General features: G+C 45.2%; 11 protein-coding genes and 1 pseudogene. 4 read left to right on the top strand and 8 right to left on the bottom strand.

Annotation, left to right across the window (positions count from 1 at the left end; all coding sequences use genetic code 11):
* Nucleotides 1-2: 2 nt before the first annotated feature.
* The 3 genes from R8N28_RS00060 to R8N28_RS00050 all read right to left on the bottom strand — a co-directional run bounded on the left by R8N28_RS00060 (nucleotide 3) and on the right by R8N28_RS00050 (nucleotide 3823).
* Nucleotides 3-701, bottom strand: coding sequence for a response regulator transcription factor (locus R8N28_RS00060; RefSeq protein ID WP_025768538.1), 699 nt, complete (start codon nucleotides 699-701; stop codon nucleotides 3-5).
* Entirely contained in the window at nucleotides 698-1732 is a 1035-nt protein-coding gene (locus R8N28_RS00055) for a DUF4118 domain-containing protein (protein ID WP_025768539.1), read from the bottom strand. The genes R8N28_RS00060 and R8N28_RS00055 overlap by 4 nt, the downstream gene beginning before the upstream one ends.
* Before the next feature lie 237 nt (nucleotides 1733-1969).
* Nucleotides 1970-3823: an ABC transporter ATP-binding protein gene (locus tag R8N28_RS00050; RefSeq protein ID WP_033906862.1), complete on the bottom strand. Its 1854-nt coding sequence runs from the start codon at nucleotides 3821-3823 to the stop codon at nucleotides 1970-1972.
* Nucleotides 3824-3968: 145 nt separating this feature from the next.
* On the opposite strand from R8N28_RS00050, the gene R8N28_RS00045 reads away from it, so the two are divergent.
* The 4 genes from R8N28_RS00045 to fhuB are packed head-to-tail and all read left to right on the top strand — an operon-like array spanning nucleotide 3969 to nucleotide 9792.
* Nucleotides 3969-6071 carry a TonB-dependent siderophore receptor gene (locus tag R8N28_RS00045; protein ID WP_054578633.1) on the top strand — a complete coding sequence of 701 codons (2103 nt, stop codon included), beginning with the start codon at nucleotides 3969-3971 and terminating at the stop codon, nucleotides 6069-6071.
* 51 nt (nucleotides 6072-6122) lie between these two features.
* Nucleotides 6123-6908, top strand: coding sequence for an ABC transporter ATP-binding protein (locus R8N28_RS00040; protein ID WP_017635311.1), 786 nt, complete (start codon nucleotides 6123-6125; stop codon nucleotides 6906-6908).
* A complete protein-coding gene (locus R8N28_RS00035) occupies nucleotides 6899-7828 on the top strand; it encodes an iron-siderophore ABC transporter substrate-binding protein (RefSeq protein WP_065275453.1) in 930 nt (309 codons plus the stop codon). Before R8N28_RS00040 ends, R8N28_RS00035 begins: the two co-directional genes overlap by 10 nt.
* Nucleotides 7825-9792: a Fe(3+)-hydroxamate ABC transporter permease FhuB gene (gene fhuB / locus R8N28_RS00030; RefSeq protein WP_065275454.1), complete on the top strand. Its 1968-nt coding sequence runs from the start codon at nucleotides 7825-7827 to the stop codon at nucleotides 9790-9792. The genes R8N28_RS00035 and fhuB overlap by 4 nt, the downstream gene beginning before the upstream one ends.
* 95 nt (nucleotides 9793-9887) lie before the next feature.
* Here fhuB and R8N28_RS00025 read toward each other — a convergent pair whose 3' ends face one another.
* The 5 genes and pseudogenes from R8N28_RS00025 to R8N28_RS00005 all read right to left on the bottom strand — a co-directional run.
* Nucleotides 9888-10736, bottom strand: coding sequence for a mechanosensitive ion channel family protein (locus R8N28_RS00025; protein WP_005375171.1), 849 nt, complete (start codon nucleotides 10734-10736; stop codon nucleotides 9888-9890).
* Between the two features lie 95 nt (nucleotides 10737-10831).
* The gene (locus R8N28_RS00020) at nucleotides 10832-12172 is read right to left on the bottom strand and encodes an HlyD family type I secretion periplasmic adaptor subunit (protein ID WP_065275455.1); all 1341 of its coding nucleotides are present in this window, start codon (nucleotides 12170-12172) and stop codon (nucleotides 10832-10834) included.
* A complete protein-coding gene (locus R8N28_RS00015; RefSeq protein WP_005375169.1) occupies nucleotides 12147-13865 on the bottom strand; it encodes a type I secretion system permease/ATPase in 1719 nt (572 codons plus the stop codon). Before R8N28_RS00015 ends, R8N28_RS00020 begins: the two co-directional genes overlap by 26 nt.
* 152 nt (nucleotides 13866-14017) lie before the next feature.
* A complete protein-coding gene (locus R8N28_RS00010) occupies nucleotides 14018-14608 on the bottom strand; it encodes a calcium-binding protein (RefSeq protein ID WP_005375168.1) in 591 nt (196 codons plus the stop codon).
* Nucleotides 14609-14814: 206 nt separating this feature from the next.
* Nucleotides 14815-14889 (bottom strand): annotated as a pseudogene (locus R8N28_RS00005) (helix-turn-helix transcriptional regulator); the annotation flags it as partial.
* Nucleotides 14890-14963: the final 74 nt, after the last annotated feature.

Here is a 14963-nt window from a genome sequence, read left to right as displayed (position 1 = left end):
ATTTAGTGGTGCTTGGACGCCTCTAGCACTAAACGATAACCCAGCCCCGGCTCGGTTTTTAAAAGTCGCTGTTCGTCAGCACTATCGTTCAGTTTTTTGCGTAGTTGACTCACTAACACGCGTAAGTAGTGAGTATCTTCGACATGACTTTTTCCCCAAATCACCGCTAGCAAATGAGTTTGCTCAATGAGTTTTCCCGGCTTGAGAATCAACTGTTCAATGAAAGAAAATTCTTTCTTGGTGAGTGGAATTTCCCTCTGATCCAACCAAAATTGGTGGGTGCTTTTGATGATTTTGACTCGGCCAGCCACCAGCTCATCAGCGATGGATTTCTCATCCACCAAATCTCGAACCAGCACTTTGATGCGCGCGATGAGCTCTTTTACGCCAAAAGGCTTGCTCAAGTAATCATTCGCGCCCGCTTCTAAAAGGCGGATTTTTTCCTCTTCTTGATCGCGAGCCGTCAGCACTAGCACTGGCGTTTTATACGTCTGACGAAGCGTAGTGAGAAACTCCTTCCCATCGCCGTCGGGCAAGCCTAAATCTAGCAGAATGACGTGCGGCGAATGCGCTTCGAAACACGCTTTGGCTTCTGCAATGGTACTCGCGCCAATGTAATCAAACCCTTCAGCAGACAGCGAAATTCGAATAAAGGTATGAATGCGAGGCTCATCGTCCACGACTAAAACTTTGTAACTCACGCCTGCTCTGCTCCTGGATTGAGTGGAAGTCGAATGCGGATCAGCGTCCCTTCTGATACTGGCATAGATTGAATCTCTCCTTGGTGTGCGATGATGATGCCTTTGGCAACCGCGAGTCCCATTCCGGTGCCTGAATCGGCCGATTTGTTGTTCGCGTCGGAATAGAAAAGGCTGAATATTTTTTCCGCATCTTCAGCTTTGATGCCAATCCCCATGTCCCGAACATCAATCACGCACGACGAACCCTGCTTAGAAAGTGAAACCTCGACAGATTCATTCTCTGGTGAAAATCGCATGGCATTATCCAACACATTAAAAATCGCTTGCTCGATGAGCGAACGACTTACTGACAAATAATCAACGGAATCATCCATATTCATGGACACTTTCTCGGTGTAATTTGGCAAACGAGAAACCGCATCCCGAACAATATCTGCAATCAACTCATCTTTTTTGGTAATTTTTAATGTGCCGTGCTGGAGCTTAGTCGCCTGTAAGAGGTTCTCGATATATTGATGCAAGCGATGGCTTTCTGAAGTCGCACTGTCGAGCAATTCTTTACGCTCTAAGTCATTGAGCTTGGGCATGTACTCGTTGAGTGTGGTCAATGTTCCAATAATGGTTGCCAGCGGCGTGCGTAAGTCATGGGACACCGATAGCAGGATGCTGTTTTGCAGCTTGGTTTGTTTTAACTCGCCCTGCTGGCGACGATAAAGATCCGCAAAGGTGCTGGTGATAAATGCCACCACCATAAACACGACTAAATTAAAAATGTCTTCCGGACGAAACATCTGCAAAGAGTAACGAGGTGTCGTAAAAAAGAAGTTGAAGCTCAGCGCTTCGATCACCGCCGCCGCATAAGCGAATCGCGAGTTGCATTGAAACGCCACTACCACGACCGCTAACTGTAAAATCAGCAGGACGGCAGCCGTAGAGCCAAACAGTTGGTCTAACAACCATGAGACGACAACCGCGCCAACAATCACGGTAGTAGAAAAGAGAAAGGTGTTATCTCGCCATTGAACAAACATAAAATACATCAACCAAAATTCGATGTAGAAAACTTTAGCAAAAGCCCATTCGGAGTTCGCGTAAAAAAAGCGTAAAAAATTCAATAACGACAGTGAGTTATAAACATAATCATCATTAAGTTGGCCTAACTTAATGAATAATCACAAGTTAACGTTGCCCATTAACGCCTACTTACTCGGTATAAACGACAGACACAAAAAAGAGGAGCATTTGCTCCTCTTTCGTGTAGCGTCATATTAGATGACTTGCAGTTGAGCATCACCTTGCTCAGACAAAAATCCGCCGGTTTGATGCTTCCACAACTGAGCGTAAACACCACCCAATTGCAGCAGCTCGTAATGCGAGCCTTGCTCAATGATTTTGCCGTCATCCATTACAATCAAACGATCCATCGCGGCAATCGTTGATAAACGGTGAGCAATCGCAATCACTGTTTTTCCTTCCATCAGAACTTCAAGGTTTTCTTGAATTGCCGATTCTACTTCTGAATCAAGTGCAGACGTTGCTTCATCCATGATCAAAATTGGCGCGTTTTTCAGCAGAACGCGAGCAATCGCCACACGTTGACGCTGACCACCAGACAGCTTCACACCGCGTTCACCCACTTCAACGTCATAGCCAACGTTACCTTGCTCGTCTCGTAGAGATTGAATGAAATCATGAGCATGTGCTTTCTCAGCAGCTGCGATAACGGCATCCATTGAAGCATCTGGATCACCGTAAAGAATGTTCTCTTTAATTGAACGATGCAGCAAAGAGGTGTCTTGCGTGATCATACCGATGTGTTGGCGAAGCGACTCTTGTTCGACTTGAGAAATGTCCTGTCCATCAATACAAATCTTACCGGTATTTACGTCGTAAAAACGCAGCAACAAGTTGACCAACGTGGATTTACCTGCCCCAGAACGACCGACAATGCCGACTTTTTCGCCCGGTTTGATAGTCAGGTTCAAGTTCTCAAATACCGCCTTCTCGTCACTGTAGTTAAAACCTACGTGATCAAAGCAGATCTCACCTTGGGAGATTTGCAAAGGCTTAGCATTTGGTACGTCTTTCACTTCAACATCGTTTGAAATCGTATTAATACCGTCTACTACTGTACCGATGTTTTCAAACAGTGCGCTAACTTCCCACATGATCCACTTCGACATACCTTGTACGCGCAATGCAATACTGATGGCAATCGCAATAGCACCAATTGTTACAGCGTGATCTAGCCATAGATAAACCGAAATGGCACTAATAGACATCAGCAGCAAATAGTTGATGGCATCCACACTAAACAGTAAACAAGTCACCATGCGCATTTGGCGGTAAACCGTCACCAAAAATTGCTTCATGCTGCTTTCTGCGTATTCCAACTCTCGTTGCGAGTGCGCGAATAGCTTTACGGTAGATATGTTGGTGTAAGAATCGACAATGCGCCCAGTCATTACAGAACGAGCATCCGCTTGCTCTGTCGCTACTTGTTTCATTTTAGGGATAAAGTAGAACTGGATAACCGCGTACATTCCTATCCAAATCACAATAGGTAGCATTAGCAAACCATCGGCTTCGCCCATCATCCAAAGCATCGAAAGAAAATAAACGCTGATATAAACCAGTACATCCACCAGCTTCATGACCGTTTCTCGTACCGCTAACGCACTTTGCATCACTTTGGTCGCAACTCGGCCTGCAAAGTCACGCTGGAAAAATCCAACCGCTTGTTTTAGCAAGTAACGGTGAATCAACCAACGGATAGACATCGGGTAGTTACCCAATAACGTTTGGTGCATCACCATTGAGTGGACAAAACCGAGAGCTGGCATCACAACCGCCACTAAGAACAGCATCATTAGCATGCGATCACCCTGGTCTTGCCAGAATGTTGCGCGATCTTGATTAGAGAGAATATCGACGAGCTCGCCCATATAACGCAACAGCGTCACCTCAGTAATGGCAATAAGCGCACTGAACACAGCCATAACGAGTAAAGGGGCTTCAAAGCCACGAGTGTAAAAACGACAAAAGCCAAATAGCGTCTTCGGTGGCTTTTCGGTTTCCATCTGGGGAAAGGGTTGGGTCAGCTTTTCAAACCAATTGAACATAACAATGACTTTAGGTACCGCGAATGAATTTGCGAACGTTTTACTATCTTTTGATACAAAAGTCAGTAAAATACCGAAACAAAAGCTCAAATGATAATAATTACAATTAAGCTTAGCGTTAATCATAATTATCGGGAATAGATTTATGCAAAAGAATAACTCACTGACCATCGCTATCCGCAACGCGTTGGTTTGTGCTTTAGCACCTACAGCAGTGGTTGCATTCACAGCACAAGCTCAAGAAGACGTCGTACAAGATGACGTGATTGCCATGGAGACCATAACGGTCACCGCGCAAGCACTTAAAGTAGAAACCCCGGCAGCAGAAACGCCGCGCAGCGTATCTATCATTTCTGAAGATGAACTTCGTGTTCGTGCACCGAAAAAGCTAGATGAAGCATTACGCTACACGTCTGGTGTAACCGCTCAGCCTTATGGCGCAGACAACGACACTGATTGGTTCAAAGTTCGTGGATTTGATGCAGCGACTTACCTAAACGGCAACCGCCTATTCCGCGATGGTTACTACACATGGTTGGTCGAACCTTACGGCCTAGAAAGTGTAGAAGTCGTTAAAGGTCCATCGGCTATTCTGTTTGGTGAATCGGCACCAGGCGGTATCGTGAATGCTGTTCAGAAAAAACCAACGTTTACGCCTCAAGGCGAAGTAAAAGTCGAAGTTGGCAACAACCAACACCAATCCGTAGGTTTTGACATTGCTGACGAAGCAAACGACGCAGGCACTGTGCGCTATCGTTTGGTTGGCTTGATGACAAGCCAAGATGGTGAACTGGACGGCACAAATAACGAGCGTTTCTACCTAGCGCCAAGTGTCGAGTTCGACATTTCTGACCGTACAATGCTGACCGTTTTGGCAACTTACCTTCATGATGACGGTGTACCAACTAACCCATTCTTCCCGGCAGCAGGTACTCTGATTGGTTCTAACTTTGGCAAAATCGATCCTTCGACTAACCTTGGTCAGCCAAACTACGATAAATACGAACGCACGCAGTTTTCTCTAGGTTACTTACTAGAGCACGACATCAATGACATGTGGTCACTCTCGCAAAACCTCAATTACGGTTCGAATGAGTTGTACTTGCGCAGCTCTTACGCGTTCTCAAACAACGATCCAGCGAAAGAAGAGTTAACGCAAGGCATCGTATTCCGTGACGGAAAAAACCAGAGCATCACGTTCGATAACAATGCTGTCGGCAACTGGATGACAGACAACGCAGAGCACACAGTGCTTATCGGTATGGATCTGCAATTCCACAAAACCGATGGCGACGAGCAAGACAACTATGCATTTGGCACTATCAACCCGTGGAACCCAGTTTACGGCAACTTCACCCCTCTTGATCCTGCCAACAACGTGAAACGTGAGATTGAGAAATCTCAAGCAAGTCTCTATTCACAATACCAATTGAAACTGCATGAACAGTGGATTGGTAACATAGGTGCTCGTTACGACTGGGTGAAAACAGAAAACTCTGGCAAAGGCGCTACCGTTGATCAAAGTGAATCTCGTGATGATGGTCAGCTCTCTCTAAGTGCGGGTGTGATGTACCTTGCAAACAATGGCCTGTCACCTTACGCAAACTACTCTCAGTCGTTTGAAGTGATCAGCACTATTGATGCGGCAACCAATGAACTTTACAAACCGCTGGAAGGCGAGCAAGTAGAAGTGGGTGTAAAGTATGAGCCAAGCTTTATGGATGGCTTTATCAACCTTGCATGGTTCGACATCACGCAAAAGAACGCGTTGGTCACTAACCCATCAACATGGATTGCGACACAAACAGGTGAAGTGACATCTCAAGGTATTGAGCTAGAAAGCACGGCGCAGCTAACCGACGATCTAAAACTGATGGCAAGCTACACCTACACTAAAGCGAAAACAGATGAGAGCTTTGGCCAAGGTAAAAAACAAGCCGCACTTATTCCTGAGCATCAAGCGTCTGCATGGGTAGACTACAGCGCCTACAGCCTGATTCCAGGCCTCAATATCGGTACTGGTGTGCGCTACGTAGGTGAGTCAAAAGATAACCCTAAGAGCTCGAACCTAACGGTTCCTTCTGTCACTCTTTGGGATGCGTCAGTCACTTACGACATCACTTCACAGTGGCAAGCACAGCTAAACGTGAACAACATCCTAGATAAAGAGTTTGTTTCAGGTTGCGATTACTGGTGTTACTACGGCCAGTCTCGCTCTGTTATGCTAAACGCAAACTACCGCTGGTAATTGTACTTCTACTCCCCTCTATTGAGGGGAGTTTTCTCCTAAGAGCCATCCATGTTTCAACTGTCTAATATTGAGATCGTGCGAGGTGGACGTCAGATCCTCGGCATCGAACAACTTAACATCCCAACAAATGAGCTAACGGTCGTTTTAGGCCATAACGGTTCAGGTAAGTCGACACTGGTGAACCTGCTTTCTGGTCAAATGCCACCAGATAAAGGCACGGTAACACTAAACGATACTTCCCTTTCATCACTCAAAACCAAAGAGTTGGCAAAACAGATCGCCTATTTGCCACAAAAGCTGCCCTCTTCGGCTGGTTTAACGGTAGAAGAGCTAGTGCGCTTAGGTCGCTTTCCGTGGCGTGGGGCACTTGGTCGTTGGAAAGCTGAAGACAAACAGATCATCACGCAGGCTATGGAACGAACAGGGGTTACACCTTTTGCTCAAGCTTTGGCGGATGACTTATCGGGCGGCGAGCGCCAACGCGCTTGGGTGTCTATGCTACTGGCTCAACAATCGCCAATTTTAATTCTCGATGAGCCAACCTCGGCGCTCGATGTTCACCATCAGTTTCAACTAATGGCGCTGCTGGCAGAACTGAATCGAACCGAGAACGTAGGCATTATCGTGATCCTGCACGATCTGAACTTAGCCCTGCGCTACGCCACCCACATTGTTGCGCTCAAAAAAGGTAAAATTGCCTTTGAAGGCAACGCCGACATGTTGTTAGACGAGGCACGCCTTTCTAAACTATATGAGTCACCAATTAAGCTGATTGAGCACCCAAGCCCGGCTAACACATTAGCGAGCCAAAAGGTGGCTGTTGTATGCGCATAATGGCTCGTTTACTTACTGTGGTTACACAATCTGCTTTTCTCCTCGTATTTTTTATGACCAATGCACATGCAGTCATCACCGTTACCGATGAATATGGTGAGCATAGTTTTGAGCAAGCGCCTCAACGCGTTGTTGCCTTAAACTGGGACATCTTAGAACAAGTTTTGGCGCTAAACGTAGAACCAATCGCAGCCCCAAATTTACCAGGCTACCGCCAATGGGTCGTCAATCCAACTGCACCAGAGTCAATTGAAGATATTGGAACCCGAGCAGAGCCCAACTTAGAAAAAATAGCCAGTTTGAAACCAGATGTCATCCTTGCTGCGTCTCCACAGCAAGACTTGATTCCGTTACTCAAACAAATTGCTCCGGTAATCTATTTACCTAATTTTTCTGAAAATGAGGCCGCAGCTGAAACGGCCATTCGTCACTTTCGTACGCTCGGCAAGCTATTCAATAAAGAGGCACTTGCTGAACAGAAATTGGCAGAATTAGATGCTTCATTTGCGCAGATGCGCCAGCGAATTCGCCACTATTACTCTGCTCCACTCAGCGTTCTTGTGATGCGATTTTCAACCCCGAATACTGTATTACTTGCAACCGAAAACTCTACCACTGACTACGTGGTTAGAAAACTGGGATTACAGGCTCCAATTAAAGAGGACCCACGTGCGTGGGGAGTAAAGCAAGATCGAATCAATCGGCTTCAGGGCCTTCAAAACAGCTACGTTCTCTACGTACAACCTTTCCCAGAAGAACGAAAACTGAAAGAGTCGCCACTTTGGCAAGCGATGCCGTTTGTGAAAAAGCAGCGGGTAAATTCAGTCAGAGCAGTGTGGGCGTATGGCGGTGCCATGTCTTTGCAATACACCGCTGAAGCGATTACCGACAGTCTAATAGAGTTGGCACCAGAACAATGAGAACGAAACATTATATTGGTTACCTGGCGCTGATTACGTTACTTAGCGTCTTTAGCCTACAAATTGATACTAATTTATCACTTTTCGAACAATGGCAATTATTAACAAAACTAGAGGTAGCAACCGAGTTTCGTGATGTATTCTTTACGCAAGCGCAACTTCCTAGGTTAAGTATGACCCTGCTTGTTGGTGCCATGCTTGGTCTCACCGGCAGCTTAATGCAGCAATTAACGCAGAATAACCTCACCTCGCCGTTGACTCTTGGCACCTCTTCTGGTGCTTGGCTTGCATTAGTCGTGGTAAACATTTGGTTCGTCGATTGGGTCGCCGATTACTCTGCATTAGCCGCAATGTTTGGGGCTTTAGTGGCGTTTGGCCTGATCGTATCAATTGCCGGTGTGCGTAATATGACAGGTTTGCCGTTGGTCGTTTCGGGGATGGTAATCAATATCTTGCTCGGTTCTATCGCCACAGCCATTATTATTTTAAACGCCCAGTTCGCACAGAATATTTTTATGTGGGGAGCAGGAGACCTCTCTCAATACAGCTGGGATTGGTTTGAGTGGTTATTGCCTCGCTGCGCTATCGCAATCGTAATTTTGATCGTCGCACCACGTATTCTGACCTTAATGAAACTAGGACAAGAAGGCGCAGCAGCCCGAGGCTTAGCGGTATTACCCGCGTTTGGTGCGTTAATGGTGATGGGTATTTGGCTGGTATCTGCCTCCATCACCGCAGTTGGTATTATCAGCTTCATCGGATTACTGACACCCAATATTGCCAGAGCGATGGGGGCAAGAACACCGCGCGACGAATTGATCAGCAGCATGCTTTTGGGCGCAATGCTACTAATCATCACAGACTCTGCCGCTATTTCGCTGAGCTTATGGTTAGAGGAAACCATTCCTAGCGGTGTAGCGGCTGCAGCTATTGGCGCTCCCGCTTTAATTTGGTTTACTCGTAAAAAGCTGACGGCAACCGATCAACTTAACCTTTCAATGAGCCAAGGAAAAACGGCGCTTTCTAAACGCGCGGTATGCAGCATTGCGCTATTCAGTCTGGTTGGGATTCTAGCTTACTCATTCGTTACCCATGGTATAAACGGAATTCAATGGTCTGTGCCAGGTGAGTTCCAATGGCAATTGCGTTGGCCGCGAATGTTAACCGCACTTTCTGTCGGTATTGCGCTATCCGTTGCCGGAATCATTTTGCAACGCATTGTTTATAACCCTCTGGCAAGTCCCGATATTCTCGGTGTGTCTTCCGGAGCCACGTTTGCCATTATAACGACAGGAGTCATCGCTGGGTCGCTTCTCTCCGCATTTAGCTGGGGTATCGCTTTTTTCGGAAGTATGTCCGTATTGATGTTATTGCTGATTATCGGTAAACGAAGCCATTTTAATCCATCTAACTTCGTGTTGTCCGGCATCGCACTAACGGCACTATTAGAAGCCCTCGTTCAATTTTCGCTAGCTCAAGGCTCAGGTGACAGTTACAAAATTTTATTGTGGCTAACTGGTTCTATTTATCGAGTCACAGCCGACACCGCACTGATGCTATGTTTGGCCATAATAGTTCTGCTTGCCGCTGTATTCTCGATTTCTCGTTGGCTAACACTAATTTCCATCGGGCGACAATTCTCAAATGCACGAGGGCTTAACCCTACCGTAGCCAATACGCTTATGCTCACCATCGTTGCTTTGTTATGCGCCTTTTCTACCGCTACAGTTGGTCCAATATCTTTTGTTGGCTTGGTCGCTCCCCATATGGCGATGATGTTAGGAGCAAGAAAAGTGAAAGAGCAACTGTGTGTCAGTGCCTTAATTGGTGCAACCCTAATGTTGTGGGCAGATTGGCTAGGACAAATCGCTATTTATCCAAGTCAGGTCGCAGCTGGCACGTTGGTCGCTATTATAGGCAGCACTTACTTCCTATTTTTAATGCTGAAGAGTAAATTCAGCTAAGTTGGGAATATTGTTACAGCCTAAAAATACGCTAAGAAAAACAAACCCCGCTATTTTGATAGCGGGGTTTGAAATTAAAGGCGAAGTACGATGCTCTATTCTTCTCGCACTACAGGAAAACGTTGCTCATAAAGTTCCATAAAGTCCTTACGAATTAAGTGCTCTAAGTGGTTCGCTTTATCGGTTGGGCAGAAAATCATCACGTGCAGAATTTGTTCACCATTAATGTTACTAGAAATATGCATATGTGGCTCAGAACCAGGAAGGTCAACACCGGCATGTTTTTCAATCATCGCATTGTAACGATGTGCAACATCAGCAAAGTAACTGCAATGTTCTTCAATTTTATCAGTTAAAATCGGTAGCAGTGGATACAAATTGACGAAGTCTTTCACCACTACAGAAAAGTTGTGGTAAACGTACCGCTTCATGAAGTTGAGGTTCTTTACTGGATAGGTAAAGAACATACTATTAGGCAATGTCGCTGTTTTGCCGGTGTAATGATATTGCCCATGATGCAGGTCGATCTCTTGAATCACCGTCGCCATCATATTGTGCTCAATCACTTCACCGCATAACTTCCCGACCTCAATCCAGTCCCCAACGCGAAAAGAACGTGAACTTGCTCTTTGAATCGAACCCGTAAAACACAAAATGATTTCTTTGGATGCCACTACAATGGCAACGGCAATCGCCGTTACACTCAGAGCAAACTCGTTAATTTCTGATTGCCATAAAATAAATAAAATCAGTAATGTAACAGCAAAGGTGCCATTTTTAGTTCTGGACATCCAACTACGCTGATCTTCTGAGAGAAAAGCGTGATCACCACGAATCATCGATAAAATTGCACGACGAATTAACCACATAATCGCAAAGATCAGTGCGGTAAAAATCAATTTATGAGTGAGAAGAAAATCGACAACTAACTGCACTTTCTCCATTCCACGGCTCCCTCGAATAAAAATACGGCCCAGTAACAGCTAACGATAACAAATTATTTTGTCTGTTGTCCGTGCTCACTCAAGTCTTTTTGAAATTACTCCTCTCTGAAGGCGCGATTCATGCTTTCTGTAATTGGCTTTATTAGGTAGCTCAATGGCGTTCGTGGCTCAGATAAAATAAGCACTTCGGCATTCATGCCTGAGGTTAAACGATGTTTTGTCACATCTTCCGGTGAAATTGCAATTCTAGCGAGATAAAAATCTTCTTGGTTTTCTTGCGAGAGCTTATCGGCAGAAATCGTCAGCACAGTACCGTCTAAAGGTGCCAACATCCGTGCATTCAGAGCGGTCAGACGAACGTGTGCTTGCTGGCCTGGATTCACTAAATCAATATCCTGAGGATTAACACGAGCCTCGACTAACAACTTATCGTCTTGCGGGACCAGTTCTAGTAACGTTTCACCCGAGCCAATCACACCTTTTTCGGTAAACACTTGCATGTTGACTACGCGACCAGAAATAGGTGCGTTGATCGTTGTTCTTGCGACAATATCTTGAGCGGAGCGATATTCTTCCCGAATTGCGACAATTTCCGTTTTGGTATTTCGTAGTTCCTCTACAATCTCATTCAGCCTTTCAAGCTTCAACTCTTCAATTTGCGCCAAGTTCTCATCTAACCTTTTTCTAACGGTGAGCGACTGCCTGTCTAACTGGCTTAAGGTACTTCTCACCTCCGCTGCTAGGCGCTTTAGTTGAAGTAAGGTAGATTTTCCCGAGAAACCTTTTTGCACCAAGGCTTGGTTGCTGTCTATTTCTTCAGCAATAAAGTTGAGCCGTTCCGTCTCAATCACTTTGGTTTGCTGAAGGTTTTCAAGTTCTAAATTTGCTCCAGAAATACTCTGCTCAATGATACTCAGTTTACTGTCAAAGAATCGCTTTCTCGCTTCAAAGATCTTGTTTTGAACCAGTTGTGCTTCTTGGACGATATCGACACGGGGAATGCTCTCAAGATCATCAGACCATACAATCGTTGGAAGCTCATCAAGCTCCGCACTTAAACGGTTTTCCTTTGCTAGAGTATGGATAAAACGACCACTTAACGAATCCAACTTAGCCATAGCTTGACGCTTAGAAAGTTGAATTAATAACTGACCTTTTTCGACTAAATCCCCTTCCTGTACATATAGCTTTTCAATAATACCGCCTTCTAAATGCTGAATTTCTTGTCGCTTAGTGAGAACTGACAAATCACCATAAGCAATCGCTGCACTTTCTAATTTGGCTGTTGCAGCCCAGTAGCCAAGGCCTCCAAGAAAAACACTTAAGGTCACCACACCGAGTAAAATTGGTTTTCGAAAGTTTAGTCTCGCTTTGGGGCTAAAACGATATACGATCTCGGTAGAACTCTGATTAACGGTTGGCAGTTGATTGCTCATTTCTTACCCTTGGGATATCTGTTCTTTCTTCGCCCATCAAACGTTTTAATACTTCATCTTTAGCGCCGTATAACTTGACTCGGCCGTCAGCCAAATACAAGAGCCTATCCATTTGTCGTAACGTACTCGGATTGTGGGCAATGACGATAATCGTTGTACTCTGTGCTTTTAAATGGGCAATCAAACGTTGATACGCAGCCTCTCCCTCACCATCGAGGTTGGCATTCGCTTCATCGAAAATCACAATAGATGGGTCGCCATAAACGGCTCTTGCAAGAGCGATTCTCTGCCTTTCCCCCCCAGATAAACCGCGGCCATTTTCACCAATAATGCAATCATAGCCTTTGTTTTTCTTGAGTATTAATTCATGACATCCTGCTAGTTGCGCCGCCTTGATAACTTTAACCGGGTCTTCTTCTTTAAAGCGCGCGATGTTCTCTCGAATTGTGCCAGGAAATAACTCCACCTCTTGAGCGAGATACCCAAAATGCACGCCGCGATCTTCAGATGCCCATACGGAGACTTCCATTCCATCAAGAGTCACTTTACCCGCTAATGGCTTAACCGTACCTAATAACAGCCGAGCAAACGTCGATTTACCCGTACCAGAAGGGCCAATCACCCCAACAGCAACACCCGGAGGAATCGATAAGCTGATCGATGAGAGCACTGGTTCGGTTGCTCCAGGATGGCGATAGGCTAGTCCGGTAAGCTCATAGTGTCCTTTTGGTTTAGGCAGTGGCATATCTGATTCATCTTGGCGCACGATCGCATCGATTTCTTTCAACCTTTTATAGGCGCCTTTAGCAGACATCGCACTTCGCCACGTGCCTATCGCCTGCTCCATCGGCGATAATGCCCGACTCATTAATATGGAGCTCGCGATCATCGCCCCTGCCGTTATCTCATGTTGGATTACTAACCATGCACCACCTCCCAGTAAAAATATCTGTAGTGATCCACGCACAAACTTAGAAAAGTTAGCCATGTAGATAGACTTACCTGCAACTCGCTCTTCAAGCACATTCACTTCACTCACGCGCGACTGCCACTTCTCTAAAAATGCATTCATCATCCCCATTGCGAGAATTGAATTGGAGTTTTGCGTGGCTAATTCTGCGTTGTTGATATGAGAAATCGCTCTGACTTCGCTCTCTTGCATTGTTTTACGCGTCATTAGCTCATTAAGTAGACCTAGGCTAAACAATACGATAGATCCAAGTAACGCGATGTGACCTAGTATCGGGTGCAATAAATACACAAATAAAATAAACAGCGGTGTCCAGGGCGCATCCAACAGTGGATAAGGTGCTTGACTGCTCAAAAAGCTTTTGATGTTCTGAATGTCTCTCAGAGTTTGCGAGGTATAACTCTTCCCAGTATGTGATTGATATTGAATCGTGCGCTTGAGCATGAAAGCGGAGAGTTTTGTGTCCATCCAATAACCAAAAGATTTACTCATTTGTGCTCGTGCAATGTCGATGATGGACATGGTTAACAGCGCGACAATTACGATGACAGTGAGCAAGAATAAAGTATCGGTTGAGTAGGAGGATATCACCCGGTTGTACACTTGAAGCATGTACAGCGGAATCGAGAGAACCAATAAGTTGATAAAAAGGCTAAAAACGATCAGCAAGCCCGCAAGCGTGCATAGTTTTTGTTTCACTTCTTTGAAAACCGTTTTTTGCACGACTACTTCCGTTTAACGTGAAAATTGTAGGCGCCAGAAATACTAGCGCCTAGCTTAAGGTAACCTCAAATCGCTCTAGAGTGTTCGATTAGTGCACCTCAGCATGGCAGAGCCACGCAAACTAATTCCCATCCAGAGTTATTTTCAGTCGTTTAGATTACGAACAGATCTGCACCATAGGTGTTGATGTCAGTTTCAGTCACGCCAATAAGTTTCACTGTTAGATCAGCCCCATCGGTAAACACTGCATTCCCAACTGCATCGTAGCTAAAGCTTAAATCACCAAAGTCAGTGACAGAGTCGCTAATGATGTGCAAAGAGTCTTCACCAATGGTGAAATCAACAACTTTGGCTTCGCCATGGCCACCAAACTTATCCGTGAACACAAACTTATCGCCATTGCTGCCGCCAACTAAAACGTTGTCACCAGAACCAGCAACAAGAATATCTTCACCGACACCACCATTTAATTTATTGTCACCCAACAAACCCAACAGCAAGTCATTACCGGTACCACCGCCGAGGTAGTCGTTTCCTGTACCAGCCCTAAGGATGTCATCTCCAGCACCACCAGTTAGGCGATCGTCGCCGTCGCCGCCGATCACATAATCATTACCGCCACCGCCAACAAACGAGTCATTACCACCAAAACCGATAAACAAATCATCGCCGCCATCGAAATCAGCAAATTGGTTATTTACACCTGCATCGCCTAAATACGTGTCATTGTCACTTGCGCTCATTTTTATTCCCTCTTAGCTTATTAATTGAATAGACCTTCTGGTCCACGTCTGACTAGATTCGTCACGACATGAGAAGTCTAATAGTCAACTGAATAGGAATAAGTTTGAATATGGGATGATATTTCAGACTGACATTTTAATAATAAATATAAAATTTAGTACTTTATAGAGTATTTTCTTTTTATTACAGCAAGTTAATACTAGTACTACAGGTTTCTCTTAGCCCAACTTGTAGCTTGCGTACGGTTCTTTACTTCTAACTTTCTAAAAATATTGTATATACCCATTCAACTTGAAGATGCAGGTTTCAATATCTGAAAGTTATCCGTAATTCTGGATGACAATGAGCCTGCAA

It is taken from the genome of Vibrio sp. Vb1554 (assembly GCF_033344235.1).
Note: the sequence above shows the minus strand (reverse complement) of the source record. Positions and strands in the feature narration are given on the sequence as shown.

Bases quoted from the DNA above. Each gene is read 5' to 3' on its own strand.
- R8N28_RS00055 (WP_025768539.1), bottom strand. From the start codon at position 1,732: ATGTTTGTTCAATGGCGAGATAACACCTTTCTCTTTTCTACTACCGTG.
- R8N28_RS00050 (WP_033906862.1), bottom strand. From the start codon at position 3,823: ATGTTCAATTGGTTTGAAAAGCTGACCCAACCCTTTCCCCAGATGGAA.
- R8N28_RS00045 (WP_054578633.1), top strand. From the start codon at position 3,969: ATGCAAAAGAATAACTCACTGACCATCGCTATCCGCAACGCGTTGGTT.
- R8N28_RS00040 (WP_017635311.1), top strand. From the start codon at position 6,123: ATGTTTCAACTGTCTAATATTGAGATCGTGCGAGGTGGACGTCAGATC.
- R8N28_RS00035 (WP_065275453.1), top strand. From the start codon at position 6,899: ATGCGCATAATGGCTCGTTTACTTACTGTGGTTACACAATCTGCTTTT.
- fhuB (WP_065275454.1), top strand. From the start codon at position 7,825: ATGAGAACGAAACATTATATTGGTTACCTGGCGCTGATTACGTTACTT.
- R8N28_RS00025 (WP_005375171.1), bottom strand. From the start codon at position 10,736: ATGGAGAAAGTGCAGTTAGTTGTCGATTTTCTTCTCACTCATAAATTG.
- R8N28_RS00020 (WP_065275455.1), bottom strand. From the start codon at position 12,172: ATGAGCAATCAACTGCCAACCGTTAATCAGAGTTCTACCGAGATCGTA.
- R8N28_RS00010 (WP_005375168.1), bottom strand. From the start codon at position 14,608: ATGAGCGCAAGTGACAATGACACGTATTTAGGCGATGCAGGTGTAAAT.